We start from the raw sequence: 25,560 nt of genomic DNA, 5'->3' as shown, positions 1-25,560 counted from the left end.
GTCTCCTGGAGATTCCAGGCTTCGACCCTCCGGGCTGGCGGACGTCGCGGCCGACTCAGCGATTGATCAGGCTGAGGAATTCGGCGCGGGTGGCATCGCTGGCGCGGAACTGGCCAAGCATCACCGAGGTGACCATGGAGGAATTCTGCTTCTCCACGCCACGCATCATCATGCACATGTGCTGCGCCTCGATGACCACCGCAACACCGGCCGCACCGGTGACCTTCTCGATGGCTTCGGCGATCTGCCGGGTCATGTTTTCCTGGATCTGCAGTCGGCGGGCGAACATGTCGACGATGCGTGCCACCTTGGACAGCCCCAGCACCTTGCCCTTGGGCATGTAGGCGACGTGGGCCTTGCCGATGAAGGGCAGCATGTGGTGCTCGCACAGCGAGTAAAGCTCGATGTTCTTGACCAGCACCATCTCGCTGTTGTCCGAGGTGAAGAGCGCCTCGCCCACCACCTCTTCCAGCGTCTGGGTATAGCCGCGGCAGAGGTACTGCATGGCCTTGGCCGCGCGCTTGGGCGTGTCCACCAGCCCCTCCCGGCCGATGTCTTCGCCGAGTCCGGTCAGGATCGAGGAGTAGTGCTGTTCGAGAGACATTTGGGTTCCTGTTTGTCGATAAGGAGGTTGGCGCTCGGATGAGACGTCATCCGAGTCGCGGAGTCACTCGTCGCGACCTTCGAGCATGGTGCGCTTGAGCAACACATAAAGCGAGCCGGTGCCGCCGTGGCGGGGCAGGCAGGAGGTGAAGCCCAGCACCTGGGCGTGCTGGCGCAACCAGGTGTTGACGTGACTCTTGATCAACGGCCGACGCCCATCGACGCGCGCGGCCTTGCCATGGGTGATGCGCACGCAGCGGATTTCCAGGCGGGTGGCCTCGGCAAGAAAGTCCCAGAGGGTCTCCCGGGCTCTTTCCACGGTCATGCCGTGCAGGTCCAGGCTGCCCTCGAAGGGGATCTGGCCGCTCTTGAGGCGCTTCAGCTGGGTGTCCTGGACACCATCGCGGCCCCAGTAGAGTTCGTCTTCGGCGCCTACATCAATGACGAAGGCATCGCTCAGGCCATCCACCCGGGTCGTGGTCGAGGTCCTGGTCGCATCAGCCCGGCGCTGGGCGATCTGGCCCAGGTCGGCGCGTGACTTGCCGGTGTCGGCGCGATCCTGCCTGAGCGGACGGATCCCGCGGGTGAAGTCAGCGAAAGAGGCATCGTCGTCGTGCATGGCGTTCTCCGGTGTAGGACGTCATTCTACCGACGGGTCAAGACTCGTGCAGCAATCGGCTCACCGCGGCCAGCGCGGCCCTTTGCCGCTCGGGCCAGTCGCCGGCGATTTCCAGCACCGGCTGGCCATGGGTCCGCAGCCAGTCCCGGCAGTTGGCGAAGAATGCCAGGCGCTCGGTGAGCTCCGGCTGGCAGCGCTGACCGTCGTCCTGCCAGGCGACGTCGCGCGGGTCGAGCAGCAGATGCAGGTCATAGCGGCGTGCCAGCAGCGCCGGTTCCAGCCAGGCGGGCGCGGCATCGAACAGCAGGCGACTCCACAGCAGGTTGCTCAGCAGATGGGTATCCAGCAGCAGCAAGGCCGGTGCACTGGCCCGCGCCTGGTCTTCGCGACGCAATTGCTCGCGGGCGATGAGCTCCACATCCGCCAGGCTGGTGTCGGTGCCATGCGCCTCGCAGTATTCGCGAACGTACTCGTCGACCCGGACACCGCCGAATCTCTCGCTCAGGATCGTCGCCAGCCAGGATTTGCCACTCGATTCGGGGCCGGTCAACACCACCACCTTCATCGTGCGGTCGCCAGGGCGCGGCGCCAGTCCAGCCAGCCATAGGCGGCGAGGCCGACAAAGACCGCATAGAGGATCGCGGTGGGGTAGAGGCCCTTGTAATAGAAGAGGGCCACATAGATGACGTCCAGCACGAACCACAGCATCCAGCATTGCAGCCGCTTCTGCGCCATCCAGAACTGCGCGACCAGGCTGAAACCGGTAAGCGCGGCATCCAGCCAGGGCAGGGCGGCGTCGGTATGGGTGCCCATGAGATAGCCGAGGGCAAGACTACCCAGCGCACCTACGGCCAGACCCGTCAGCAGGGGCCTCGCCGCGAGGGAGCTGACCACCCGACCCCGGTGCTGCTGGCCACCCCTCAGCCATTGCCACCAGCCATAGAGCTGCAGCACTGCATAGATGCACTGCAGCAGCATGTCGGAATACAGCTTCACGTCCAGGAAGATCCAGGCGTAGAGCACCACCATCACCAGCCCGATGGGCCAGGCCCAGATGTTCTGGCGGACCGTCAGCCAGACGGCGATCACCCCGAGAACGGCGGCCAGCAGCTCCACGGGCGACATGCCCAGCAGGGTGGTGAGGGACTCCAGAAACGACATGCTTCACATCCGGAAAGATTGGATTTGTCATTGTACGGCACCTAATGGCCGTCTATCGGTCTCTTCAACCGGTCTCGCTCTGGTAAGGTGCCGGGCGCTGACTTCAGCACATGCTGTCTTGGGTACCGCGAAGGGCCATGCCCTGCGGAGCGTCACGGTTCGAACCCCGTTGCCGCCGGAGCCTGCAGCTCCGGCTACCTGCAAATGTTTCACTTGGATGGAGTAATACCATGGACCTATGGAGTGCCTTGCAGGCGCTGATTCTGGGGATCGTCGAGGGCATCACCGAGTTTCTGCCGGTTTCCAGTACCGGCCACCAGATCGTGGTGGCGGATCTGATCGGCTTTCGCGGCGATACCGTCATTGCCTTCAACATCGTGATTCAGTTGGCGGCCATCCTGGCCGTGGTCTGGGAGTACCGCTTCAAGGTCTTCGAGATCGTCACCGACCTGCCGCGCAAGTCCTATGCGCAGCGCTTCACCGGCAATCTGATCGTCGCCTTCCTGCCCGCTGCGGTGCTGGGCGTGATCCTTGGTGATCTGATCCACGAATACCTGTTCAACCCAATCACCGTGGCCTTCGCCCTGGTGATCGGCGGCGTGATCATGATCTGGGCGGAAAAGCGTACCCATCGCATTCGCGTGGAGGAGGTGGACGACATGCGCTGGCATGACGCCCTCAAGGTCGGCTGCGCCCAGTGCCTGGCGATGATTCCGGGCACCTCGCGCTCCGGTTCCACCATCATCGGCGGCCTGCTGTTCGGCCTGTCGCGCAAGGCGGCCACCGAGTTCTCCTTCTTCCTGGCCATGCCGACCATGGTGGGTGCGACCGTCTACTCGGTCTACAAGTACCGCCACATGTTCGTTCCCAGCGATGCGATGATCTTCGCGGTCGGCTTCGTCACCTCCTTCATCTTCGCCATGCTGGCGGTGAAGGCGCTGCTGAAATTCATCGGCAACCACAGCTATGTGGTCTTCGGCTGGTACCGCATCGTCTTCGGACTGCTGATCCTGGCTACCTGGCAATTCGGCTGGATCGACTGGCACGCGGCCAAGGCGGCCGGGTGAAACCCGAGCAGGAACAGCAGAGCCGGCGCAAGCCGGCTCGTGCGTCTACGCAGAACGCGTCCCCCAAGGCCGCCAAGCGGGCAGGGTCGCTGACGCCCTACCAGCAACGCGCGGCCATCGCCCGCCAGGACATGCTGGCGCTGTTGCAGATCGCGGTATTCATCCTGCCCCTGGTCGGCATGCTGTCCCTGGCCTTCGGCCGCGGGGTGCTCTGGCCGTTGCCGCTCTATCTGATCGCGAGCATCGTCACCTACCTGCTCTACAAGCACGACAAGCAGCGCGCCCGCGACAAGGGCTGGCGCGTGTCGGAGCGCATGCTGCACCTGGGCGAACTGCTCGGCGGCTGGCCGGGCGCCCTGATCGCCCAGCAGCGATTCCGCCACAAGACGGTCAAGCTGAGCTTTCGGCTGGTGTTCTTCGCCATCGTCGCCCTGCACCAGCTGCTCTGGCTGGATGTGCTCTGCGGCGGCTTTCTACATCGTCACCTGCCGCTCTGAGATCAGCCAGGCGGCATGGGTGCAGCTGATGGGCTAGGCTTGGCGGGCGAAAGCCCCCGTTGCCCAGGAGCCCCACGTTGCGAACCCCCTTGTCGATCCTTACGCCTCTCTTCCTGTCCCTGACTCTCGCGGCCTGTAGCCAGAGTCGCGAGACCTCCTTGCCCACGGCTCCCGAGGCCGGTTCCGGTTACCGCCCTGGGTTGACGGCCAGCGCAGCCACCGGGCAGATGGCGGCGGCGGCCAACCCCCTGGCCGCCGAGGCAGGGCGGGAGATCCTGCGCCAGGGTGGCTCGGCCATCGATGCCGCCATCGCCATGCAGGCGGTCCTGACCCTCGTCGAGCCGCAATCCTCGGGAATCGGCGGCGGCGCCTTCCTGCTCTACTGGGACGGTCGCAAGGTCCAGGCCTACGATGGTCGCGAGACCGCGCCGGCGGGCGCCACGGAAAGGCTCTTCCTGCATGCGGATGGCAGCCCCATGGCCTTCGAGGAGGCGCGTATCGGCGGCCGTTCGGTTGGGGTGCCCGGGGTGTTGCGCGCCTTGGAGCTGGCGCATCGCGACCACGGCAAGCTGGCCTGGCAGGTGCTGTTCGAGCCGGCCATCCGCCTGGCCCGCGAGGGTTTCCCGTTGTCGCCGCGACTGCATAACCAGCTTGTGCACGATCCCTTCCTCAAGCAGTCGCCCGGCATGGCCGCGCTGTACCTGGATGCCCAGGGCCAGGTGAAGCCGGTGGGTACCCGGCTGCGCAACCCCGAGTTGGCCGAGACCCTGGCGCTGATCGCCCGGGAAGGCGCCGCGGCGCTCTATCGTGGCGACCTGGCCAAGGCCATCGCCACGGCGGTGCAGCAAAGCCCCAATCCCGGCAGCCTGAGTCTCCAGGATCTGGCTGGCTATCGTGCCAGGACCCGTACGCCACTGTGCACCGACTACCAGCGCTGGCGTGTCTGCGGCATGCCACCGCCCGCCGGCGGCATCACCGTGGCCCAGACCCTGGGCATCCTCCAGGCCCTGGAAGCCCGTGATCCGGCCTGGGCCCTGGCGCCGCTGCGGCCGGTGCCGACCGCGCTGCCGGCGGGCCAGGAGCCGCGTCCCGAAGCCGTGCATCTGATCGCCGAGGCCGAGCGCCTGGCCTATGCCGATCGTGCCCAGTACGTGGCTGATCCGGAGCTGGTGCCGGTCAATGTCAAGGGCCTGCTCGATCCGGGCTATCTGGCCAGTCGCGCCCAGCAGGTTGGTGAGCGCAGCCTGGGCAAGGCCGCGCCGGGTGTTCCGCCCGGACCGACCCTGGCCTGGGCGCCGGATCGCTCGCCGCTGCGCATCTCTACCTCCCAGGTGGTGGCCGCGGATGCCTGGGGCGGCGCCCTGTCCATGACCACCACGGTGGAGAGCTACTTCGGCTCCCATCTGATGGTGAAGGGTTTCATGCTCAACAATCAGCTGACGGACTTTTCCTTCGTGCCGCAGGAGAAGGGCCTGCCGGTGGCCAATCGGGTGGAGCCGGGCAAGCGACCGCGCTCGACCATGTCGCCGACTCTGGTATTCGATCGCCAGAGCGGTGAGCTGCTGGCCGCGCTGGGCTCGCCGGGCGGTTCGCAGATCGCCGGCTATGTGGTCAAGACCCTGGTCGGCCTGCTGGACTGGCAGCTGGATCCCCAGGCGGCGGCGGGCCTGCCGAATTTCGGCAGCCGCAACGGCCCCACCGAGCTGGAGCGCGGCGAGACCACCCCGGCCCTGCGCCAGGCGCTGGAGCAGCGTGGGCATCAGGTGCGCGAGGACGAGATGACCAGCGGCATCCAGGTCATTCGCCGGGTCGGATCTGGCTGGCAGGGGGGTGCCGATCCGCGGCGGGAAGGCGTGGCGCTGGGGGATTAGGCGGAAGCCTGGCGGATAAAGACTCCCTCACCCCAGCCCTCTCCCGGGCGAGGAGGAGGCGATTGGACGGGATAGGGAGCTTCGAAGCAGGTTTGCGGGGAAGAAGACGCCGGACCGGGTGAACGGTCCGGCATCTGCGGCATCACGCCGGCTGGTCGAGTTGCAGCACCCGTGTGGTGCGTTCGCGCACTTCGCGCAGCAGCTCCGGTTCTTCCGCGAGCTTGTGGCCGAAGGCCGGGAACATGGTGCGCAGCTTCGCCTGCCACTCTGCGCTCTGATAACGGCTGGGGAAGCAGCGCTCGACCAGGGTCAGCATGATGGACACCGAGGTGGAAGCGCCCGGGGAGGCGCCCAGCAGGGCGGCGATGGTGCCGTCGCCGGAGGCGACGATCTCGGTACCGAACTGCAGGACACCGCCTTTCTGCGGATCCTTCTTGATGATCTGCACCCGCTGGCCGGCCACTTCCAGGCGCCAGTCCTGCTTGCGCACGGCGGGGTAGAACGCACGCAATTCCTCGACGCGCTGGTCGAATGACTGCAGCACCTGGCCGACCAGGTAGCGGGTCAGCGGCATGTTGTCCCGCGCCACGGCGAGCATGGGGCCGATGTTGCCCGACTTGATCGACTTGGGCAGGTCGAGGAAGGAACCGCGTTTGAGGAACTTGGTGGTGAAGCCGGCAAAGGGTCCGAACAGCAGCGACTTCTTGCCATCCACCACCCGGGTGTCCAGGTGCGGGACCGACATCGGCGGCGAATTGACCCCGGCCAGGCCGTAGACCTTGGCCTGGTGGCGCTCGACGATGTGCGGATCGTCGCAGCGCAGCCACTGGCCGCTTACCGGGAAACCGCCATAGCCAGCGCCTTCGGGGATGCCCGACTTCTGCAGCAGCGGCAGGGCCGCGCCCCCGGCGCCGAGAAAGACGAACTTGGCGATCAGCGTCCGGGTGGCACCCGAACGACTGTCCTCGATGGTCAGGCGCCAGCGCTGGTCGGCCTCGCGGGTCAGGTCCACCACCTTCTGGTTGTAACGGACCTGGGTGCCGGGGCGGGTCTGCAGGTGGCCCAGCAGGCTCATGGTCAGGGCGCCGAAGTTGACATCGGTCCCCCCGGCCACATGGGTCGCCGCCACGGCTTCGGTGGCCGGTCGGCCTTCCATCACCAGCGGCATCCACTCGCGCAGCTTGGCGTGATCCTCGGAATACTCCATGCCGTCGAAGCAGGCGTGGTCCTTGAGGGCTTCATAGCGCTTGCGCAGGAAGGCGATGTCCTTGGCGCCATGCACGAAGGACATGTGCGGCACCGGGCTGATGAAGGCGCGCGGCGAACCGAAGTGGCCTTCCTCGACCAGGTAGGACCAGAACTGCCTGGAGGCCTCGAACATGCCGTTGATGCTGAGGGCCTTGGTGACGTCGATGCTGCCGTCCGCCTTTTCGGGCGTGTAGTTCAACTCGCAGAGGGCCGCATGGCCGGTTCCGGCGTTGTTCCAGGGGTTGGAACTCTCCGCCGCGCCTACGTCGAGCAGTTCGAGTACCTCGACGGTACTCGTGGGCTCCAGCTCCTTGAGCATGACCGCCAGGGTCGCGCTCATGATTCCCGCGCCGACGAAAACGAAATCCGACTCTTCGTTACCACTGTGCATTCATCGTACTCCTGAGACAGTGTCTCGCTTTACACCTGAGGGAGAGCGGGCGTCGGAGCCCGACCTCGAGTTGGGCAACCCCGAGCTGGCCGCGAACGGACAGGCAGGGGTGGGCAACCGGTAGGGCATGGCAGTCAGTTGCGACAGCAGCCGTCCGGCAATGTTCTGATTTATTGAGTGGGGGCCAAGCGTCCTGGCAGGCCGGCGGAGGCCGGTGCCAGGAGGGGCGATCAGGATGCGACAGGGAACCCGTCGAGCGTGCCGGAAGGGGGCGCTACGTGTTACGAGACGTGGCAGGAGACCCCTGGTCTCCCGGCGCAAACGATAGGTGATGATCGCGGCGATCCTGGTCGAGTACCCGTTTCGGTGCGAAATGATACCTAGGGTAACTGCTTAGGGCACCATCTATTTTGTTCGTGTAGTGGGTGGCGCGACCCACTACACGAACCCTGAGGTCAGCCGTTGATGCCCTGGCTGCGCAGGTAGTCGTCGTAGCTGCCGCTGAAATCGACCACGCCGGTCTCGCTCATGTCGAGGATGCGGGTCGCCAGGGACGAGACGAATTCGCGGTCGTGGCTGACGAAGATCAGGGTGCCCGGATAGTTTTCCAGCGCCAGGTTCAGCGCCTCGATGGATTCCATGTCCAGGTGGTTGGTGGGCTCGTCCATCACCAGCACGTTGGGCTTCTTCAGGATCAGCTTGCCGAACAGCATGCGCCCCTGCTCACCACCGGAGATGACCTTGATCGATTTCTGGATGTCGTCGCTGGAAAACAGCATGCGACCCAGGGTGCCGCGTACCATCTGCTCGCCGCCCTGCGTCCATTGGCCCATCCACTCGAACAGGGTGGCATCGTCAGCGAAGTCCTCGGCATGGTCTTGGGCGAAATAGCCGACATCAGCGCTGTCGGTCCACTTCACTTCACCGCTCTGAGGAGCCATCTCGCCCACCAGGGTGCGCAGCAGGGTGGTCTTGCCAATGCCGTTGGGGCCGATGATGGCGACCCGCTCGCCGGCTTCGATCTGCAGACCCAGACGCTTGAACAGCGGGGTGCCGTCGAAGCCCTGGGTGACGTTTTCCAGGGTCACCGCCTGGCGGTGCAGCTTCTTGTTCTGCTCGAAGCGGATGAAGGGGCTGACGCGGCTGGACGGCTTGACCTCGTCCAGCTGGATCTTGTCGATCTGGCGCGCCCGGCTGGTGGCCTGCTTGGCCTTGGAGGCGTTGGCCGAAAAGCGGCTGACGAATTGCTGCAGTTCGGCGATCTGGGCCTTCTTCTTGGCATTGTCCGACAGCAGGCGCTCGCGTGCCTGGGTGGCGGCGGTCATGTACTCGTCGTAGTTGCCCGGGAACAGACGCAGTTCGCCGTAATCCAGGTCGGCCATGTGGGTGCAGACGCTGTTCAGGAAGTGGCGGTCGTGGGAGATGATGATCATGGTGCTGTTGCGCGCGACCAGGATGCCTTCCAGCCAGCGGATGGTGTTGATGTCCAGGTGGTTGGTCGGTTCGTCGAGCAGCAGCAGTTCCGGATCGGAAAACAGTGCCTGGGCCAGCAACACCCGCAGCTTCCAGCCGGGGGCGACGGCGCTCATGGGGCCGAAGTGCTGGTCCTGGGGGATGCCCAGGCCGAGCAGCAGCTCGCCCGCCCGCGCTTCGGCGGTGTAGCCGTCGTATTCGGCGAACTGCACCTCAAGCTCGGCCACGGCCATGCCGTCGTCTTCGCTCATTTCCGGCAGGGAGTAGATGCGGTCGCGCTCAGCCTTGACCTTGGCCAGCTCGGCGTGGCCCATGATCACGGTGTCGATGACCGTGCAGTCCTCGTAGGCGAACTGGTCCTGGCGCAGCTTGCCCAGGCGCACGTTGGGTTCGAGCATCACCTGCCCGCCGGTGGGCTCGAGATCGCCCCCGAGAATCTTCATGAAGGTGGACTTGCCGCAACCGTTGGCGCCGATCAGGCCATAGCGATGGCCGTTGCCGAATTTGACGGACACGTTCTCGAACAGCGGCTTGGCGCCAAACTGCATGGTGATGTTAGCGGTGGAGATCAAGGGGGTACCTATCAGGGACTAAAGGCGTCGCCGGAACTGACGGTACCGATTCGATACCGACACCGAGCTTGGCTATCTTGCTCAGAACTGAACCTGGCCGACTCAGCGAGCGTAGGTGGAAAGGAAAAATCTGGAGGAGGGTTTCCAGCTGTAGGCCATGAAGCCGATGCTCATGCCGGACATTGGGTTCATTGTCGCATAGGTCCGCCAGTGCTGATAAGGCCGCTGTCGGGGCGACAGGGCTGCTGCGACTCGCCATTACGCCAGCGGTGTTCGGGCCGCCGGTGGTGATGGCCACGGAACGGCAATCGCCAGAAACCCTGCTTATGGTGCATTGATGTCGCCATCCCAGGAGCAGGATATGTCCGAGCAAACGAAAAGCCGAATAGATGCTGGGGCACCGCGGGAGGAGTTGCCGCCCACGCTGGAAGAAATCCAGGCATTGGAATGCTGAGTTGCGGCTATAGAAGATGGCGAAGGAAGGTCAGCAGACGCTGTCGCAGCGGTCAGCTCAGCGCTGAAAGGAATGGAAAGCCGGCGCCTTGAGCCCGGGACCGTCGGTAATAGTGGCCACTGAACAGGTAACCCCCGTGGCGCCTCTAATCCAGAGAGGCCAATATTGGTCTCACTGTGAGGTGACCCATGATCACAACCACCAGTCATTGGCAAAGATTCAGTTCGCCCCAGGCTCCCGGAATGATCGCGAGGGCGATGTTCGGGATCGATGCCCAGCTCGCCGCGGCGCAAGGTGGGCAGGCGACAGAGCCTGCTCCGGCTGAGCCATTGAAACCCGATGATACCAATGTCGCTGACCCATCTGTCCCCGCGCCCGACGATCCGTCAGCGCCCGAGCCTGGTGAAGCCGATGACCAGGAGCCAGCACCCCGGTAGCCCCTAGCTGAGTCGTGAGAGAACCCGGCCTGGGTGCTGGGCTCTCTCACGAACAGCGGTAGACAGACGTGTCTTTGGGGTATGGCCTCCAGGCAGGAAAAGCCAGTGTTCTTTAGGTTTATGTCAGGGTGGCTTGGCTACTCTTCAGATTCATCAAGATGTCCCTATCCATCCGCGAGATAGGGTTGGCCCTTCCGAAAATCGTAGAACAACAACTTCCGTTGGGTGATGTAATCGGCAATATTGAAAACAATCGTTGTGCTGGAAGTGCAGAATACTGACCAAACTTTCCGTTTTATATAAAGCGAGGCGGTTAATAGGCAAGACCTCCTTTACGGGAGATTGCCGCGCATAAGCGACTGTTGAGGAGCGGCTTATGAAGACTGATCGCCGCTTCGCTATTCCTTACCCGGCTTTTCCTTGAGATTAAGTAAAAAGCGGAACGCACTTTGAACGGTGGTCTGCCGGTCCTGTATTTCAGCTATGCACAGCGTCAGCATATCCCTGAGCGCTTCCGAGTCAGAGGTGCCATGGCATTCGTAGATCTGCCGCAACAGCCGATTTATCGCATCTTGTTCGGCGGAGTATCGCTCCAGTAGCAGAAGGCCATGTTTCCGGTCCTGTTCGTTCATTCGACGTTCTCCGGTGCATGTTGAACGGGCTACAGAAGCAGCGTTGCGACCGTTAGAAAATAGCCTTAATCCAAGGAGCCGGATGGACGGTCAAGGACAGCATGGAAAGCAGTATGTCAAAAAGATGAAACGTTTCACCAGTTTCACCCCGGGGGCTCCATGAACAGGCTGAAAAAAGCGTTGGAAATGCTTGATCCACCGGTGAAGCATTTCATCGAATACCGGGGTGAAGATGTCTTGCTGACGCTCCTGGATCCCGGAGTGCCAGCGAAGGTGTCTCGCCTTATTGTCAAACGCACGGTGTTGAACGTCGAAGCACTTAATATCATGGTGCTATATGCCGTCAACGAACTCCGCCTGAAAGGCTCTCATTTACCGTTGCAAGCCGATACGGTGCTCATTGGCGGTAAGACTCCGTAATCCTGGCCAAGCGGCAAATTGCTGATTGACCATTACCTTGCAATTCGCTTCTTCTCGATATCGCCTTGTACGCATACCCGCCATAGCCAGCAGTTCTTTCCTTCGTCCCTGGCAGCAGTGAAGGTTGTCAGCCGTAAGGAGGATGGCGCCTTGGCTATCCTCTTCAGCAGCAGCGTTGCGCGGCTCGCGTCTGCCGGGATCTATCTGGGTTACCGTCGCCCGCCGAATTCTGCGTCTGCTCAGCAGACAGCTGCAGGTCCTGTCCACGGTCACTCAAGGCGATGGTAGCGGTACCACCTTCCAGACGGCCTCGGTCAATTGATCCAGTGTCCAGGGTTTATGGAGGAAGGGCACACCGGCGGGAATGTCATCTCTCAACCCGGCATAACCGGACATCAGCACAAAGGGCACCCCGGGCCAGCGTTCACTGACGATTTTCGCCAGCTGGATGCCATCGATCACCCCCGGCATCCGCACGTTGGACACCACCACGTTGACCTGTTGCCAGTGCCGTTCGAGAAACTGCAGGGCGGCATCGGCAGTGCCAAAGGTCTCCACATGGAAGCCTTCCTGTTTCAGGACTTCACGGACCAGCGCTTGCAGCAGCAACTCGTCTTCCGAAACGACCGCGAGCAGATTCGAGGCGTGAGGGGGGAGAGAGTTGGTTTCCATGGACGGCCTTTCCTGGGTGGAGAATCTTTTCAGTCTAGTCAGACCTGGGCCTTCCGCCTGGCCAATCGCCAGGATCTGCGGCCGCACCTGCTGCCAGGCTTGGCGAATTCTGTCCTGGAAGGTCGCCAGCCGCTCTGGCGTGCACCAGTCAGTTGCCTGCCATCCGGCGACGTGCGGTAGGGGTCTGGATGAAACATCCGGCCCCGCCGACCTACTAATCTCTGAGACCGACCGGCACAGGAGCCACGGCATGATCCTTTCTCTTTCTCCCGCGCCCGACACCACCTCGCCGCTGGCACTCTGGCTGGGCGGCGATCAGGCACCGCTGAACGACTCCGACATGGTCGACGAGGAAATCGATACCGAGATCCCCGACGAGATAGTCGAGAACCTGACCGAACCCGCCAAGCCCCCGGCGCCGATCCCGGATCCTGGTCCGCTGTAGGGGTTACAGGAGCCGGCAGGCGACATCCGCTAAGTGATTCGCAGGTGCCTGACGCTGACGCTATCAGTTGGTCAGGTTGGCGGCATGTTCGGCCGCTCACGCAATGCACGGCGGTAGAGCAGGGCGCTAAGGCCCAGGCCAGCCAGGGCCATGAGGCCGGCGAACAGGAAGATGGCACTGAAGCCGAAGCCATTGGCGATGGCACCGGCCAGCGGCCCGGTGATACCGAGCGCCAGGTCCAGGCACAGCGAGTAGGCACCCAGTGCGGCACTGCGATTGGTGGGCGGCACCTTGACGATGGCCTCTACCCCCAGGGCGGGATAGACCAGCGACAGCCCGAAGCCGGCCATGGCCGCGCCGATCAGCGCCATCTGCGGGGTGACTGCCAGCCAGAGCAGTAGCAGACCCAGGGTCTCGACGGTGAAACAGGCCAGGGCGACCCGAAAGCCACCCAGTTTGTTGATGGTGCCGGCGAACAACAGCCGCGCACAGATGAAGGCTGCGCCGAAGGCAGTCAGGCAGAAGGCGGCATTGGGCCAGCCATTGCTCGCATAGTAGAGCGTGACGAAGGTGGCAATGGCGCCGAAGCCGATGGAGCTCAGCAGCAGGCAGAGACCGAAGGGACTGATGCGCCAGAACACCTTGTGAAAGGGCAGTCGCTCACCGGGAATCACCGGCGCCGGTTCTTTGTTCCAAGCCAGGGCCAGGCCCAGGGCACCCAGCAGCGCGATCGCTACGCCCAGGCTCCACAAGCCGAGGCCGGCGACCATGGCCACGCCCAGCGGCGCGCCGATCGCGAGGGCGCCGTAGGCGGCTATGCCATTCCAGGAGATCACCTTGCTCACGTGCTGCATGCCGACGCTGCCCATGCCCCAGCTCAGGCAGCCGGTGCCGATCAGGGCCTGGGACATGCCGAGGATGACCCGGCCGACGATCAGCAGGCCCAGGCTGAGACCAGGCAGGCTCTGCAGCGAGGTGGCCAGTAGGGTCAGCACGCCGCAGGCGACGCAGCCGAACAGACCGTAGATCACGCCGCGCTTGGCGCCAATGCTGTCGGCCAGCTTGCCGGCCAGGGGCCGGGTGAACAGGGTGGCGAGGTACTGGATGCTGATCGCCAGTCCCGCGATCACCGAGCCGTAGCCGAGATCGTCGTGCACGTAGCCCGGCAGGATCGCCAGCGGCAGGCCAATCGCCAGGAACAGCAGGAAGCTGAAGACGACGATTGAGACGATGCGCAGCGTGATGGCGAGCGAGGTAGCGGGAGGGACTGTCGTGGTCATGGCTGTTCTCGAGAGGACTCGTCGAAACGGCAGAGGAGGCGGACGCTGAGGGCGAGCCCGGCGAGCGCGGCCAGGGCGGCGCAGAGAAAGCTGGCGGCATAGCCGAAGTGGGTGGCCACGGCGCCGATCAGGGGCCCGGTCACCGCCAGCGAAAGGTCGATGAATACCGAATAGCCGGCCAGGGCGGCGCCCCGGTTGGAGGACGGGACCCGCTGCACCGCTTCCACGGCGAGTGCCGGGAATACCAGCGAGAAGCCGATCCCGGTAAGGGCGGCACCCATAAGGGCGGTGGTCACGCTAGGAGCCAGCCAGAGGACCGCCAGACCGACCGCTTCCACCGCCAGGCTGACGATGGCGACGCGAAAGCCGCCGTGGCGGTTGATGGCGTTGGCACAGACCAGGCGTACACCGATGAAGAAGGAACCGAATACGGTCAGGCACAGGGCCGCGCCGCTCCAGCCCTGGCTGGCGTAATAGAGGGTAATGAAGGTCGCCAGGGTACCGAAGCCGATGCCGCCCAGCGCCAGGCCGAGGCCGAAGGGCAGGACCCGACCCAGCACGGTGGTGAAGGGCAGGCGTTCGCCGCGCACCGGGACGATTGGCGGACGGGGTTTGGCGATGCGATAACCCACGGCGGCCAGCCCGATGATGCTGACGCCCATGATCCACAGCCCCAGGGTATCCACCAAGACCACCCCCAGCGGCGCGCCTATGGCCAGGGCACCGTAGCTGGCGACGCCATTCCAGGAAATCACCTTGGCGGTATTGGTCGGGCCGACCCGGCCGATCGCCCAGGAAATGGCACCGGTGCCCGACAGGCTTTCGGCGCAACCCAGCACCAGTCGGCCGAGCAGCAGGGCGGTGAGGCTGACCCAGGGCCAGGCCTGGAGAAGCACCGAGGCCAGCATTAGCACGCCACTGAGGCCGCAGCCGAGCATGCCGTAGAGCACCGACTGCTTGGCGCCCACGGTATCGATGATGCGTCCGGCGTGGGAGCGCGAAAACAGGGTCGCCAGGTACTGACTGCTGATCACCAGGCCGGCGATGATGGAGTTGAAGCCCAGCTGGTCATGCACGTAGCCCGGCAGCACGGCCAGGGGGATGCCGATGGTAAGGTAGGCGATAAAGGTAAAGAGCACCGTGCCCAGGGTAATGCGGGTGGCCAGAGCGGGTGAGGGTGCGGGCGGTAGGCTGGCGGTCGACATCGGACTCGAGAGGTTGTCTGACAATGTGGGATAGATTGCTTTCGTCCGGTAAAGGTCACATGCGATGACATTTTTTGTCCATGCGCGCGAGGAAGCGAAACGAGCGCCAGGTCCTACTTGGGTCGGTTTCCTGCTGTTGGTCGCCATGCCCGGTTGGGCAGCGGAGCGGATCGAATTGCGGATCGGTGGGCAGCGCCTGGCCGTCGAGGTGGTAGCGACACCTGCGCAGCGGGCTCGGGGACTCATGGGGCGACCGCCACTGGGCGCCCGTGAAGGGATGCTGTTCGTCTTTGCCGGGGATGACGAACGCTGCCTGTGGATGCGCGATACCCCCAGCGCATTGGCCGCCGCCTTCATCGACAAGAGTGGCAGGATCCTCAATACCGTCGAGATGCAGCCACTGACCGATACCCATCATTGCTCTAAGGCCCCGGCGCGCTACGCGCTGGAAACCCAAGCCGGCTGGTTTTCAGGGCGTGGGATCAAGCCGGGCGAAGCTGTACAGGGGCTGGAGACGGTCGCGCCTGCCTCCCGATAGTCCTTCGATTTGGTATCGAGATAATTTTATATTTTGTTCTAAATCAATTAGATACGGTTATTTTATAATCTTAATTAGAATCTACTTTTAAGACGTTACCTTAAGTTTTTTACGAATCTGAATTGCTTGGCGACCGCTGTGCGTGCACTGCCGGCTGGCGCTGTAGGGGTGTGCTATACCTCTTCACGTTCTTGGCATAACACCTTGATTACTATTGAATCCAGGCCTCGACACGCCGGTTCTTTACTCGGCCATTGGGCGACAGTCCTGCAACGGGCAGCTGGTCGCCAAGAGAAAGCAATTCGCCGGCAAAGGCCTGCTGGTGACGCAACGCCGTGGCGACCGCGGTGGCTCGCAGGCGTGCCAGCAGGGAGGCGCGTGCCGGATCTTCAGTGGCATCGTTGAAGCCCACCAGAATCAGCTGCCGACCGGCATTTTCCGGCTGGCGCATGAAGGTGGCCAGCCGCTCGACATCACGCAGCGCCTTGTTGTCCAGGCGCGCGCTGCCGGCGGTGAAACGGAAGTTTACGGTGAGGCGCTGCGCCCGGCGCGCCAGTTTGCCGTAGGCCGGTGGCATGCCGCGGGTGCCGTCTATGGTCAGAGGCTCGATGCGCTGGGCGACAAAGCCGCTTTGTTGCACCACCGCCTGACCCGTCGGGGTCTGGCTGAATTCCAGCAGACTCTGCGCCCAGTCCGAACGCTGGGCAGGCGGCGCATAGAGGAAGAGGCGGCGGGCGAGCGGATAGTCTTCGGTGGCGATGCTGGCTTCGCTCGGCGCTATGGCGCGGCCTTCACCGTCGCGCAGGGCGAGCTTTGGCGACCCGGCAGCCGCCGCCAGGCTGGTGAAGCCTATGCCGGCGGGATCCTCGGCCACCCGCTGCGCCAGTTCTTCGTTGGATTCGAAGCGCCTGGCGGCAGCACTCAGGCGTTTGCCGGCAGGACTCAACACCAGCTCGCGAAAGGTGTCGTAGGTGCCCGAGCGATCATCCCGCGCATAGAGTCGGATCGGGCTGGCCTTGCCGCCCAGTTGCTGCCAGTCGCCGATGTCGCCGGAGAAAATCTGCGCCAGCTGCTGCAGATCGAGTTCTCGCAGCGGATTGCCGGGATGCACGATGATCGCCAGGCCGTCCAGGCCGATGACGTACTCCGCCTCCTTGCTGCGCAGGTCACCCAGGCCGGCCAGGGTGTTCACCTCGGCATCGGTGACCGGGCGCGAGGCGGCAGCGAGATCGGCAGTGCCCGCCGCCAGGGCGGTAAAGCCGGTACTGGAGCCATGGGCCGCGATCTGCACGGCCACGCTAGCGCCGTTCGGGGCGCGCGCCACCAGCTGCCATTCGTCCATCACCGCGGTGGGTACCACCTGGGGATCGCGGAAGCCGCGCTCGGCGAGCAGGGCCGCGACCAGGCGCGGACCCAGGCGGGCGTTGATGGTATTGGAGCCCTGCAGGCGCAGGCGGGTGGTTGGGGCGTCGTTGGCCAGCAGGGGGAGAGGCAGCAGCGGAAGCAAGGTCGCGAGCGCCGCTCGCCGCAGCAAGGCGCGACGGAATACCGGAGCAGAGCAGTTCATGGGTCGGCCTCGAGCCTAAGGCGAGGCCGACACCTTAGGGATGTCGCATGACGTCGATGTGACAGGACCTCACGTCAATTCCAGCCAGATCGGCGCGTGGTCGGAGGGTTTCTCCATGCCGCGGATGTCGTAGTCCACGCCGGCGGAGACGATACGCTCCTGCAGGATCCGCGAGGCCAGGATGGTATCGATGCGCAGGCCGCGCTTGGGTTCGTCTTCGAAGCCGCGACTGCGATAGGGGAACCAGCTGAAGCGGTCGTCGACCTCAGGGTGCAGCTGGCGGTAGCTGTCGATCAGGCCCCAGCCGAGCAGCCGCTGCATCCATTCGCGTTCTTCCGGCTGGAAGCTGCAGGCGCCGGTACGCAGCCAGCGCTTGGCGTTGGCTGCGCCGATGCCGATGTCGTGATCCTGGGCGGAGATGTTGAAGTCGCCCATGAGCAGCAAGGGTGTGTCCGGTGAGAAGCGCTCTTCAAGTAGATTCTGAAGATCCGCGTAGAACTTCCTCTTGCCTGGGAATTTTGTCGGGTGGGCAATGTTCTCGCCTTGAGGAAAATAGCCGTTCATGACCACCAGCGGCTGACCCTGGCGATCCGCGAAGACGCCATAGATGAATCTCTTCTGGGATTCTTCACCATCGCCCGGAAAGCCCTTGTGCAACTCCAGCGGCGCCAGGCGTGACAGCAGGGCCACCCCGTAGTGGCCCTTCTGCCCGTGGTAGTGCACGTGATAACCCAGGGCCTCGACCTCAGCCAGGGGAAACTGGTCATCCGCGACCTTGGTTTCCTGAAGACCGATCACATCTGGATCATAGCGTTCGATGATGGCGGAAAGTTGATGAGGTCTTGCGCGCAAGCCATTGATATTGAAGCAAACTACCTTCATGACACCCTCCCGAAACGTGGATGGCCCTAGCCTAGCAGAAAGCTTCTTGCCGAAACGGCCACCTGGCGAACCCTGGCCACTCCCGTTTGTCTCACAGCGCAACGCCCGTTAGCATCCCTGTATGAATAAGCCGAACGCTCTACGCCGCGCCCTGATTGGAATTTGTTGTCTGCACGGCGTGGCCTGGGCGGCACCGGCCGAAGTCAGCGTTCGCGTCCAACCCGCCAACAACGCGTTGCGAGACAACATCCAGGCCTATATCGGCTCGGTCGAGGGACGGGATGTCGCCGGGCTGCAGCGCCTGCGTCCGGCGACGGAACGGCAGGCCGAACAGGCCGCCCAGGCACTCGGCTACTACCACGCGCAGATCGAGACCCGGGTCGAGCCGGGGGAGACGCCACGGCTGGTGGTCGAGGTACGGCCGGGCGAGCCGGTCAGGCTGCGCAACGTCGATATCCGCATCGAAGGTCCGGCGCGCGAGTTGCGCGCCTTTCGCCAGCCGGTTCCGGCCGGGCTCAAGGCGGGCCAGCCGCTGAACCAGGGTCTCTACGAAGACGCCAAGAGCCTGATCCAGAACCAGGCGCAGCGGTATGGCTTCTTTCGTGGCACCTTCACCCAGCATCAGCTGCGTATCGATCCCGCCACCGGCTTTGCCGATATCGCCCTGGTGTTCGCCAGCGGGCCACGCTTTGTCCTTGGCAAGGTGTCCTTCGAAGGGGATGCGCCCTTCGATCCCGATCTGCTCCAGCGCATGGTGCCTTTTGCCCAGGGCACGCCCTACGATTCCGAGCTGATCGCCGACTTCCAGAGCAACCTGCTGGCCAGCGGCTTCTTCGATGGCGCACGGCTTGACACCTATCCCAAGCAGGAAGGCGCCGCCGAGGTGCCGGTGACGGTCACGCTGCGGACCCGCAAGCCACGGACCTTCGGCTTCGGCCCCGGCTATTCCACCGATGTCGGCCCACGGCTGAGATTCACCTGGGAAAACCACTGGCTCAATCCCCAGGGGCACAGCCTGGGTGCGGAAGCGGAGTTGTCGGCGCCACGCCAGAGCATTGCCACCTGGTACGACATTCCCGGGCAGGACCCGATCAATGACAAGTTCCGCTTCGCTGGCGGCTACCAGTACGAGCAGATCGCCAACGACGACTCCCTCAGCCAGTTGCTGACCGTGGGCCCCGAGTGGCATCGCAAGTTTCCCAACGGCTGGGAGCGGGTGCTCTCGCTCAAGTGGCGCAACGAAAGCTATCGGCTGGGTAATGACGAGGGCACCTCCAATCTGGTGATGCCCGGGGTGGATTTCTCCCTGCTGCGCAGCGACAACCGCATCGACCCCAATCGCGGCTACCGTCTGCAATTCGGCGTGTCGGCGGCGAAGGAAGGACTGCTCTCGGATGCCAACATGATCCATGCCACGGCGCTGGCCCGTGGGCTGATCACCGTGGGCGACGGGCACCGCTTTCTCGGGCGCCTGCAACTGGGTGGCAACTTCACCAACGGCTACAACAAGGTCCCGCCGTCGCTGCGCTTCTTCGCCGGCGGCGATCAGAGCGTTCGCGGCTACGACTACCAGACCCTGTCGCCGGAAAACGATGAGGGCGACTACGTGGGCGGTCGCTACCTGGTCGCCGGTGGGGTCGAATACCAGTATCCCCTGCGCGACAAATGGCGGCTGGCCACCTTCATCGACCAGGGCAGCGCCTTCAACGACCTCAACAATTACGAGCTCAAGACCAGCGTCGGCGTGGGCGTGCGCTGGGTCTCGCCGGTAGGACCGATCCGTGTGGACCTGGCCCACGGTCTCGACGAACCCGGCGGCATCCGCCTGCACTTTTCCATAGGGCCTGAGCTGTGAAGTCGGTAGGCGGTGTCATCCTCGGTGTACTGGCGGCCCTGCTGGGCGCCCTAGTTCTGTTGCTGGCCCTGATGCTGGGTAACGGCAGTATCGGCCGCCTGGTGCTGGATCACGTTCCTGGTCTGACCCTGAGCGATTTCCAGGGTCGCCTCGGTGGCCACTGGCAAGCCCGGCAGCTGGTGTGGGACGGTGGTGCTACCCGGGTGACGGTCGAGGCGCCCGAATTCGCCTGGCGACCCGGCTGCCTGCTCAGATTGCAGCTGTGCATCGATACCTTGGTCGCTTCGCGCATCGCCATCGACCAGGCGCCCAGTCCCGAGCCTACGCCCGAGCAAAACGGGCCCATCCAGTTGCCCAGCCTCGGCTTGCCGCTGGGGGTGCAGCTGGGCGAGGTGCGAATCGGCGAAATCCGCTACAACGGCGCCGAACAGGCTCGCGACCTGGCACTCCAGGCGCGCTGGCAGGCTGAGGGCATCGTCATCGAGCGGCTGGCCGGCCTGGCCCACGGCATCACCATGGATATCCATGGCCAGCTGCAACCGAGTGGCGCCTGGCCGCTGCAGTTGCAGGGCACCCTGGGTCTGCCCGCGCCGGAGGCCGCGCCCTGGTCGCTGGCGCTCAAGCTGGACGGTGAATTGCAGAAGACCTTGCACCTGGAGGCTGACAGCAGCGGCTATCTGCCCGGACGCCTGACCGGCACGGTGCAGCCGCTGGTGGAAAACGTCCCGGCCGACCTGCAGCTGGTGGCCGATGGCTTCAAGGCGGCCGCCAGCCTGCCCGATACCCTGCGGCTCAACGATCTCAAGCTGACCGCACGGGGCGACCTGGCCGCGGGCTACGCCCTGGTCGGCCAGGCCCGGTTGCCGGGCGAGGGCGGTCCGGTGGAGCTGAATCTGGATGGCCGCGTCGATGCCCAGGGCGCGCGCATCGCGGCGCTGCGCTTGCAGGCCGCGCCCGAACAGCGCGTGGCACTGGCCGGACAGGTCGACTGGCACCAGGGACTGGCCGCCGATGCCACGCTGGATTGGCGTGATTTCCCCTGGCGGCGGCTGTATCCCATGGCGGAGCCACCGGTGAGTCTGCAGCGCCTGCAAGGCGAGGTGGCCTACCGGGACGGCGCCTACCTGGGCAATCTCAAGGCCGCCGCCACCGGCCCGGCCGGCGCCTTCACCCTGGCCACCCCCTTCAGTGGCGACACCACTCAGCTCAATCTGCCATCGCTGGATCTCCAGGCTGGCCAGGGGCGGGCGCAGGGCAAGGTCAATTTGGGCTTCACCGACGGCGTCAGCTGGCAGGTGGCCCTGGACCTGAGCCGCCTCGATCCGGCCTTCTGGGTAGCCCAGCTGCCCGGCAGCCTGGGCGGTCCGCTGCGCAGTTCGGGCGCCTTCAAGGATGGGCGCCTGCAGCTGGATGCCGATCTGGACCTCAAGGGTCGACTGCGCAACCAGCCGGCCGTGCTGGCGGCCAAGGCCAAGGGCGCCGGCGAGCAGTGGCAGGTATCCGAGCTCGACATTCGCCTGGGTGACAATCGGATTCAGGGGCAGGGCGCTCTCGACCAGCGTCTGCAAGGTCAGCTCCAGCTGGACCTGCGCCGCCTGGCCCAGCTCTGGCCCGACCTTTCCGGAAGCGCCCAGGGCCGCCTGGACGTGGCCGGGACCCTCAAGGCCCCTGCCGGTCAGTTGCGCCTCGACGGTCGCCAGCTGGCCTATGCCGACAACCGCATCAGCAGCCTCGCGCTGGCCGCCAACCTGGATGATCGCCAACGCGGCACCCTGGACCTTACCGCCCAGGGGCTGCAGGCCGCTGGTCGTGATTTCGGTGTCCTGCGCCTGCAGGGGCAGGGTGATCGTCGTCAGCAGCAGGCAGATCTCTCGCTCAAGGGGTCGCAACTGAACCTGATGCTCGCAGCAGGTGGCACGCTGGCCGACAACGGGGACTGGAAGGGTCAGCTGGCGCGTGGCTCGGTCGCCGCCAGTGGCCAGAACTGGTCGCTGCAGAGTCCGGCACGCATCGAGCGCCTGGTCGACGGGCGCCTGGAGCTGGGCCGCCACTGCTGGCGTTACGGTGCGGCCAGCCTCTGTGGCGACGATCAGCAACTGCTGCCCGATACCCGCCTCGCCTGGCACCTGCGCGCCTTCCCGCTCGCCAGTCTGCAACCGCTGCTACCGCCGGAGCTGGCCTGGCAAGGCACCCTCGACGGCGACGTCGACCTGCGCCTGTCCAAGGCCGGACCCGATGGCGAAATCCGCCTCCAGGCCGGGCGCGGCAGCCTCAGGCTGCGCGACGCTGCCGGTCAGTGGCAGACCTTCAGCTACGACAGCCTGGACGTCACCAGCGCCCTGAAGCCGCAGCAGGTCGACACCCAGGTGCGCCTGGCCAGTGCCGATCTGGGCCGGCTCGACGTCCAGGCCCGCCTGGATCCCCGCGATCCGAGCCAGGCACTGACCGGTCGTTTCCAGTTGCAGGGCCTGAATCTGGCCCTGGGCAAGGCCTTCGTCGAAGGCATCGAACACCTCGAAGGCAAGATCAATGGCGCCGGCGAACTGGGAGGGACGCTGCTGCAACCCCGCGTCAATGGTCAGCTCCAGCTCAGCGGTGGCGACATCGGCGGTGGCAGCGTGCCAACGCGCCTGCAGGATCTCGGTCTGACCGCCCGCATCCAGGGCGATAGCGCCGTGCTCGATGGCGGCTGGCGCAGCGGACCCCAGGGGCGTGGCCAGATCCGGGGTAGCGTCGGTTGGGCCAATGGCCTGGACGTCAACGTGGCGGTCACCGGCGACAGGCTGCCGGTCAACGTCGAGCCCTATGCCCAGCTGGAAGTGGCGCCCAATCTCAAGATCCTGATGAAGGATGGTCGTCTGGCCCTGGCCGGTGAGGTGCGGATGCCGCGCGGGCGCATCCGGGTCCAGCAGCTGCCGCCGTCCACGGTCAAGGTGTCGGACGATGCCGTCATCGTCGGCCAGGAAGCGCCTGCCAGGCAGCAGGCCATGCAGATCGCCATGGACGTCGATGTGCTGGTCGGTTCCGACAAGCTCACCTTCGATGCCTTCGGGTTGTCCGCCGAGATCGTCGGCAAGGTACACATCGGCGACAACCTCGACACCCGCGGCGAGCTGAATCTGCGCAACGGACGCTACAACGCCTACGGTCAGCGCCTGACCATGAGACGCGCCCGGCTGTTCTTCCAGGGCCCCATCGCCCAGCCCTATATCGACGTGGAAGCCGTGCGGGTGGTGCAGGAGCAAAATGTCACCGCGGGCCTGCGGCTCTCGGGCTTTGCCCAGCAGCCCCGTATCGAGGTGTTTTCCGAGCCGAGCATGAGCCAGGAGCAGGCGCTGGCCTACCTGGTCCTGGGCCGCCCGCTGTCCAGCGGTAGCGAAGGGGACAACAACGTGCTCGGCCAGGCGGCGCTGGCCCTGGGCCTGGCCGGCAGTTCCGGCACCGCGGGTGCCCTGGCGCAGCGGTTGGGCATCCAGAACTTCCAGCTGGATACGGCGGGTTCGGGGGACAAGACCAGCGTGGTGGCCTCGGGCAACCTGACCGACAGGCTGTCGGTGCGTTATGGGGTCGGGGTGTTCGCTTCGGCGAACACCGTCGCCCTGCGCTACCAGCTCACCCGGCGGCTCTATCTGGAGATCGCCAGCGGTCTCGCCAATTCCCTGGATTTCTTCTATCGCCGCGATTTTTGAAGCCGGGGCGCGTAACGCTTTGATCGCCTGCGGAAAACGTGTTTACTCCCTGTCCCGTCTCATGAGAAAGGAGCAGTTCATGGCAACCGTCAATTTGCGTGGCAACCCGGTCGACGTGCAAGGCAGCCTGCCGCAGCCTGGGCAACAGGCCCGGCCTTCAGCCTGGTCAATGGTGATCTGCAGGACGTCACCCTGGCCAGCCTCGCCGGCAAGCGCAAGGTGCTCAACATCTTCCCCAGCGTCGATACCCCGACCTGCGCGACCTCGGTACGCAAGTTCAACTCCGAAGTCGACAAGCTGGATAACACCGTGGTGCTGTGCATCTCCGCCGACCTGCCGTTCGCCCAGAAGCGTTTCTGCGGCGCTGAAGGCCTGGAGAAGGTCGTGAACCTCTCCACCCTGCGTGGTGCCGAATTCCTCCAGGACTATGGCGTCGCCCTGGCCAGTGGTCCGCTGCAAGGCCTGGCCGCCCGCGCCGTGGTCGTGCTGGACGAGCAGGACAGGGTGCTGCACAGCGAGCTGGTGCCCGAGATCGGCCAGGAGCCGGATTACGCGGCGGCACTCGCCGTTCTCGGCTGATCGCCGACGACCCAACGCCCAGTGCGGTGGGTGCTTCGAAACGGGCAGGCGCCTCTCGTGCCTGCCCGTTTTGCTTTAGGTAAAAACGCAGTAAAGGGGCTGGTTAGCCGTCTCGCTACTGCTTATCTTCCGTCTTTCCCAGCGTGTACGTATTCTCGATGTCCGACTCTTCGCCTCGCTCTTCCTCCCGTCGCCGACTGGTCTGGCTGCTCGTCCTCGTGGCGCTGGCGGCCGCGGGTGGCTGGTATTGGTATCACCAGCACGGACAGAAGGGCGAGGCCGCCGCCGGCAGGGGCGCGCGCTCGCCCTTCGGCATGACCGGTCCGACTCCGGTACGGGTGGTGGCGGTGGAGCAGCGCAGCTTTCCCATCGTGCGCAAGTCCATCGGTACGGTGACGGCCCTCAATACCGTCAATGTGCGCACCCGGGTCGCCGGCGAGCTGGTACGCGTCGCCTTCGACGAAGGCCAGAAGGTCAAGGCCGGCGACCTGTTGGCTACCATAGATCCACGACCCTATCAGGTGGCGCTGCAGCAGGCCGAAGGCACCCTGCAGCAGAATCAGGCGCAGCTGCGCAATGCCGAGCTGGACCTCAAGCGCTACCAGGGTCTGTTCCGTGAAGACAGCATCGCCAAACAGACGCTGGATACCCAGGAAGCCCTGGTCAACCAGTACCGCGGCACCCTCAAGAACAGCCAGGCGGCGGTGGCCGATGCCAAGCTGAATCTGGCCTTCACCCAGATCAAGGCGCCCATCGCCGGGCGCGTCGGCCTGCGCCAGCTCGACGGCGGCAACCTGCTGTCCGCCAACGACAGCACCGTGGTGGCCGTGATCACCCAGACCCAGCCGATCTCGGTGGTCTTCACCCTGCCGGAAAGCCAGCTCGGCGAGCTGCTCAAGCGCGCCCGCGCCGGCCAGACCCTGGCGGTCGAAGCCTGGGATCGCGGTGGCTCGCGCAAGGTCGCCGATGGCACCCTGCAGAGCTTCGATAACCAGATCGACACCGCCACCGGCACCCTCAAGTTCCGCGCCCGCTTCGCCAACGGCGACGAGGCGCTGTTCCCCAATCAGTTCGTGACCGTACGGGTGCGCGAACAGGTGCTGGACCAGGCGCTGGTGGTGCCTTCGGCAGCCATCCAGTTCGGCTCCAATGGCACCTTCGCCTACGTGGTGGGGCCCGACAACAAGATCCAGGTGCGCAGCCTCAAGCTGGGCCCGGATGACGGCAGCCTGACCGTGGTTACCGAAGGCCTGGCCGCTGGCGACCGGGTGGTGACCGAAGGCACCGATCGGCTGCGCGAGGGCAACGAGGTGGAGGTGGTCACCGGGGCTTCGGCGGCGCCCAGCGAACCGGCCAAGCCGGCGGTACGCAAGCCCGGCAAGACCCAGGGCTGATCGGCCGCG

The 25,560-nt window shown here is 64.8% G+C and carries 21 protein-coding genes and 1 pseudogene; 10 read left to right on the top strand and 12 right to left on the bottom strand.

The annotated features are described in order from the left end of the window. Nucleotides 1-55: 55 nt before the first annotated feature. From folE to pnuC, 4 genes are all read right to left on the bottom strand, one after another. Entirely contained in the window at nt 56-604 is a 549-nt protein-coding gene (folE, locus tag BGI51_RS18960) for a GTP cyclohydrolase I FolE (RefSeq protein WP_133863117.1), read from the bottom strand. Between the two features lie 63 nt (nt 605-667). Beyond that, nucleotides 668-1,222 (bottom strand): Smr/MutS family protein, encoded by a 555-nt coding sequence (locus tag BGI51_RS18955; protein WP_187979345.1) that lies wholly within the window; start codon nt 1,220-1,222, stop codon nt 668-670. 37 nt (nt 1,223-1,259) lie between these two features. Beyond that, nucleotides 1,260-1,787 carry an AAA family ATPase gene (locus BGI51_RS18950; RefSeq protein ID WP_187979344.1) on the bottom strand — a complete coding sequence of 176 codons (528 nt, stop codon included), beginning with the start codon at nt 1,785-1,787 and terminating at the stop codon, nt 1,260-1,262. After that, a complete protein-coding gene (pnuC, locus tag BGI51_RS18945) occupies nt 1,784-2,347 on the bottom strand; it encodes a nicotinamide riboside transporter PnuC (protein ID WP_187981354.1) in 564 nt (187 codons plus the stop codon). Before pnuC ends, BGI51_RS18950 begins: the two co-directional genes overlap by 4 nt. Nucleotides 2,348-2,613: 266 nt before the next feature. Between pnuC and BGI51_RS18940 the strand changes: the two genes are divergently transcribed. The 3 genes from BGI51_RS18940 (at nt 2,614) to BGI51_RS18930 (ending at nt 5,818) form a co-directional block, all read left to right on the top strand. Next, the gene (locus BGI51_RS18940) at nt 2,614-3,450 is read left to right on the top strand and encodes an undecaprenyl-diphosphate phosphatase (protein ID WP_187979343.1); all 837 of its coding nucleotides are present in this window, start codon (nt 2,614-2,616) and stop codon (nt 3,448-3,450) included. Next, the gene (locus BGI51_RS18935; RefSeq protein WP_133863113.1) at nt 3,447-3,947 is read left to right on the top strand and encodes a DUF1294 domain-containing protein; all 501 of its coding nucleotides are present in this window, start codon (nt 3,447-3,449) and stop codon (nt 3,945-3,947) included. Before BGI51_RS18940 ends, BGI51_RS18935 begins: the two co-directional genes overlap by 4 nt. Before the next feature lie 77 nt (nt 3,948-4,024). Beyond that, nucleotides 4,025-5,818 (top strand): gamma-glutamyltransferase family protein, encoded by a 1,794-nt coding sequence (locus tag BGI51_RS18930; protein ID WP_187979342.1) that lies wholly within the window; start codon nt 4,025-4,027, stop codon nt 5,816-5,818. Nucleotides 5,819-5,960: 142 nt separating this feature from the next. Here the strand turns inward: BGI51_RS18930 and mqo are convergent, their stop codons facing one another. The 3 genes from mqo to BGI51_RS18915 all read right to left on the bottom strand — a co-directional run bounded on the left by mqo (nt 5,961) and on the right by BGI51_RS18915 (nt 11,025). Then, a complete protein-coding gene (gene mqo, locus BGI51_RS18925; RefSeq protein WP_187979341.1) occupies nt 5,961-7,457 on the bottom strand; it encodes a malate dehydrogenase (quinone) in 1,497 nt (498 codons plus the stop codon). Between the two features lie 455 nt (nt 7,458-7,912). Then, entirely contained in the window at nt 7,913-9,502 is a 1,590-nt protein-coding gene (locus BGI51_RS18920) for an ABC-F family ATPase (RefSeq protein WP_187979340.1), read from the bottom strand. A 1,289-nt stretch (nt 9,503-10,791) separates the two neighbouring features. Continuing rightward, nucleotides 10,792-11,025 (bottom strand): hypothetical protein, encoded by a 234-nt coding sequence (locus BGI51_RS18915; RefSeq protein WP_187979339.1) that lies wholly within the window; start codon nt 11,023-11,025, stop codon nt 10,792-10,794. 159 nt (nt 11,026-11,184) lie between these two features. On the opposite strand from BGI51_RS18915, the gene BGI51_RS18910 reads away from it, so the two are divergent. Then, nucleotides 11,185-11,445, top strand: a complete 261-nt coding sequence (locus BGI51_RS18910; protein ID WP_187979338.1) for a hypothetical protein — start codon at nt 11,185-11,187, stop codon at nt 11,443-11,445. 273 nt (nt 11,446-11,718) lie between these two features. Here BGI51_RS18910 and BGI51_RS18905 read toward each other — a convergent pair whose 3' ends face one another. Beyond that, on the bottom strand, nt 11,719-12,117 hold the full coding sequence (locus tag BGI51_RS18905; protein WP_187979337.1) for a response regulator: 399 nt from the start codon (nt 12,115-12,117) through the stop codon (nt 11,719-11,721). Between the two features lie 250 nt (nt 12,118-12,367). On the opposite strand from BGI51_RS18905, the gene BGI51_RS18900 reads away from it, so the two are divergent. Then, nucleotides 12,368-12,562: a hypothetical protein gene (locus BGI51_RS18900; RefSeq protein ID WP_187981395.1), complete on the top strand. Its 195-nt coding sequence runs from the start codon at nt 12,368-12,370 to the stop codon at nt 12,560-12,562. A 71-nt stretch (nt 12,563-12,633) separates the two neighbouring features. Here BGI51_RS18900 and BGI51_RS18895 read toward each other — a convergent pair whose 3' ends face one another. Both BGI51_RS18895 and BGI51_RS18890 read right to left on the bottom strand, forming a co-directional pair. Continuing rightward, nucleotides 12,634-13,842 carry an MFS transporter gene (locus tag BGI51_RS18895; RefSeq protein ID WP_187979336.1) on the bottom strand — a complete coding sequence of 403 codons (1,209 nt, stop codon included), beginning with the start codon at nt 13,840-13,842 and terminating at the stop codon, nt 12,634-12,636. Next, nucleotides 13,839-15,047: an MFS transporter gene (locus BGI51_RS18890; protein WP_187979335.1), complete on the bottom strand. Its 1,209-nt coding sequence runs from the start codon at nt 15,045-15,047 to the stop codon at nt 13,839-13,841. The genes BGI51_RS18895 and BGI51_RS18890 overlap by 4 nt, the downstream gene beginning before the upstream one ends. Before the next feature lie 64 nt (nt 15,048-15,111). On the opposite strand from BGI51_RS18890, the gene BGI51_RS18885 reads away from it, so the two are divergent. Continuing rightward, nucleotides 15,112-15,585, top strand: coding sequence for a DUF192 domain-containing protein (locus BGI51_RS18885; protein WP_187979334.1), 474 nt, complete (start codon nt 15,112-15,114; stop codon nt 15,583-15,585). Nucleotides 15,586-15,796: 211 nt separating this feature from the next. On the opposite strand, the gene BGI51_RS18880 is transcribed toward BGI51_RS18885, so the two are convergent. Together BGI51_RS18880 and xthA are read right to left on the bottom strand one after the other, a co-directional pair. Then, nucleotides 15,797-17,152 carry a substrate-binding domain-containing protein gene (locus tag BGI51_RS18880; RefSeq protein WP_187979333.1) on the bottom strand — a complete coding sequence of 452 codons (1,356 nt, stop codon included), beginning with the start codon at nt 17,150-17,152 and terminating at the stop codon, nt 15,797-15,799. Between the two features lie 69 nt (nt 17,153-17,221). Beyond that, nucleotides 17,222-18,034: an exodeoxyribonuclease III gene (gene xthA / locus BGI51_RS18875; protein WP_187979332.1), complete on the bottom strand. Its 813-nt coding sequence runs from the start codon at nt 18,032-18,034 to the stop codon at nt 17,222-17,224. A 121-nt stretch (nt 18,035-18,155) separates the two neighbouring features. On the opposite strand from xthA, the gene BGI51_RS18870 reads away from it, so the two are divergent. The 4 genes and pseudogenes from BGI51_RS18870 to BGI51_RS18855 all read left to right on the top strand — a co-directional run bounded on the left by BGI51_RS18870 (nt 18,156) and on the right by BGI51_RS18855 (nt 25,551). Further along, nucleotides 18,156-19,889, top strand: a complete 1,734-nt coding sequence (locus BGI51_RS18870) for an autotransporter assembly complex protein TamA (RefSeq protein WP_252977128.1) — start codon at nt 18,156-18,158, stop codon at nt 19,887-19,889. Next, on the top strand, nt 19,886-23,578 hold the full coding sequence (locus tag BGI51_RS18865) for a translocation/assembly module TamB domain-containing protein (RefSeq protein WP_187979331.1): 3,693 nt from the start codon (nt 19,886-19,888) through the stop codon (nt 23,576-23,578). The genes BGI51_RS18870 and BGI51_RS18865 overlap by 4 nt, the downstream gene beginning before the upstream one ends. Nucleotides 23,579-23,657: 79 nt before the next feature. After that, nucleotides 23,658-24,157: pseudogene (gene tpx, locus BGI51_RS18860) on the top strand (thiol peroxidase). Between the two features lie 158 nt (nt 24,158-24,315). Then, nucleotides 24,316-25,551, top strand: coding sequence for an MdtA/MuxA family multidrug efflux RND transporter periplasmic adaptor subunit (locus tag BGI51_RS18855; protein WP_187979330.1), 1,236 nt, complete (start codon nt 24,316-24,318; stop codon nt 25,549-25,551). Nucleotides 25,552-25,560: the final 9 nt, after the last annotated feature.

The sequence above is a fragment of the Pseudomonas oryzihabitans genome, assembly GCF_014522265.1.
GTDB classification, from domain to species: domain Bacteria; phylum Pseudomonadota; class Gammaproteobacteria; order Pseudomonadales; family Pseudomonadaceae; genus Chryseomonas; species Chryseomonas aestiva.
This window is presented reverse-complemented; position numbering and strand designations above follow the sequence as displayed.

Bases quoted from the DNA above. Each gene is read 5' to 3' on its own strand.
- BGI51_RS18910 (WP_187979338.1), top strand. From the start codon at position 11,185: ATGAACAGGCTGAAAAAAGCGTTGGAAATGCTTGATCCACCGGTGAAG.
- BGI51_RS18950 (WP_187979344.1), bottom strand. From the start codon at position 1,787: ATGAAGGTGGTGGTGTTGACCGGCCCCGAATCGAGTGGCAAATCCTGG.
- BGI51_RS18915 (WP_187979339.1), bottom strand. From the start codon at position 11,025: ATGAACGAACAGGACCGGAAACATGGCCTTCTGCTACTGGAGCGATAC.
- BGI51_RS18880 (WP_187979333.1), bottom strand. From the start codon at position 17,152: ATGAACTGCTCTGCTCCGGTATTCCGTCGCGCCTTGCTGCGGCGAGCG.
- BGI51_RS18890 (WP_187979335.1), bottom strand. From the start codon at position 15,047: ATGTCGACCGCCAGCCTACCGCCCGCACCCTCACCCGCTCTGGCCACC.
- BGI51_RS18885 (WP_187979334.1), top strand. From the start codon at position 15,112: ATGACATTTTTTGTCCATGCGCGCGAGGAAGCGAAACGAGCGCCAGGT.
- BGI51_RS18855 (WP_187979330.1), top strand. From the start codon at position 24,316: ATGTCCGACTCTTCGCCTCGCTCTTCCTCCCGTCGCCGACTGGTCTGG.
- mqo (WP_187979341.1), bottom strand. From the start codon at position 7,457: ATGCACAGTGGTAACGAAGAGTCGGATTTCGTTTTCGTCGGCGCGGGA.
- BGI51_RS18905 (WP_187979337.1), bottom strand. From the start codon at position 12,117: ATGGAAACCAACTCTCTCCCCCCTCACGCCTCGAATCTGCTCGCGGTC.
- pnuC (WP_187981354.1), bottom strand. From the start codon at position 2,347: ATGTCGCCCGTGGAGCTGCTGGCCGCCGTTCTCGGGGTGATCGCCGTC.
- xthA (WP_187979332.1), bottom strand. From the start codon at position 18,034: ATGAAGGTAGTTTGCTTCAATATCAATGGCTTGCGCGCAAGACCTCAT.
- BGI51_RS18870 (WP_252977128.1), top strand. From the start codon at position 18,156: ATGAATAAGCCGAACGCTCTACGCCGCGCCCTGATTGGAATTTGTTGT.
- folE (WP_133863117.1), bottom strand. From the start codon at position 604: ATGTCTCTCGAACAGCACTACTCCTCGATCCTGACCGGACTCGGCGAA.
- BGI51_RS18895 (WP_187979336.1), bottom strand. From the start codon at position 13,842: ATGACCACGACAGTCCCTCCCGCTACCTCGCTCGCCATCACGCTGCGC.
- BGI51_RS18955 (WP_187979345.1), bottom strand. From the start codon at position 1,222: ATGCACGACGACGATGCCTCTTTCGCTGACTTCACCCGCGGGATCCGT.
- BGI51_RS18900 (WP_187981395.1), top strand. From the start codon at position 12,368: ATGATCCTTTCTCTTTCTCCCGCGCCCGACACCACCTCGCCGCTGGCA.
- BGI51_RS18940 (WP_187979343.1), top strand. From the start codon at position 2,614: ATGGACCTATGGAGTGCCTTGCAGGCGCTGATTCTGGGGATCGTCGAG.